At 67.7% G+C, this 703-nt stretch carries 2 pseudogenes; both read left to right on the forward strand.

The window, feature by feature from the left end:
- Positions 1 to 440: pseudogene (locus A9X03_RS11295) on the forward strand (LLM class flavin-dependent oxidoreductase); the annotation flags it as partial.
- A 49-nt stretch (positions 441 to 489) separates the two neighbouring features.
- Positions 490 to 703, forward strand: a pseudogene (locus A9X03_RS30200) (hypothetical protein); the annotation flags it as partial.

Raw genomic sequence — 703 nt, forward strand, 5'->3', positions numbered from 1 at the left:
GCTTCCGGCTGCCGCTCAGCCTGGCGGATCACCTGCCCGACATCGCCGCCTACTACCGTGAGCTGTGTGCCGAGGCCGGCATGACGCCGCTCATCCTCATGCCGGGCCCGGTGAACCGCGGGATGATCTTCCTGCACGAGGACCCCGACCGCGCGTGGGCGGAGCTCGGTGACCACATCCTTTGGGAGGCAGTCACTTACGGCGGTTGGTCGACCGATCAGCGGTCGCTCATGCATTTGCCCGGGGTGCAGACGCTGGACGAGGTCAGGGCGTCGGGACGGTACCGCTTCCTTACCCCCGACGAGTTGATCGCGGAGGTGCGTGACGCCGACGATTACGGCCCGCTCGTGCTGCACCCCCTGGTTGGTGGCATGCCGGTGGACGAGGCCTGGAAGTCGGTCCAGTTGCTCACCGAGAAGGTGCTGCCCGCCCTCAGCTAACTCGCCGAACCCCTGATTGCCCATAGGAATAAGGGGTATGCGACCGGGCATGACAAAAGCTCGAAAAGCACTGGCGCTCATCGGGGGCGCCGCGACACTTGGATTGGTGCTCACCTTCGGTGGCGGCGCGGGCGCGTCCGCCTTGGCAAGCAATGCTCCCGCGGCGCCGCCGGCCACCACGTCGTCCAGCCCGGCGCCACCGCCTTCTCCGGAAGGAACCTACGGTGGCGGCGGTAGCGGAAGTTCGGTGACCGGCGGTGGCG

The sequence above is a fragment of the Mycobacterium sp. E1715 genome (assembly GCF_001667625.1).
Classification (GTDB): domain Bacteria; phylum Actinomycetota; class Actinomycetes; order Mycobacteriales; family Mycobacteriaceae; genus Mycobacterium.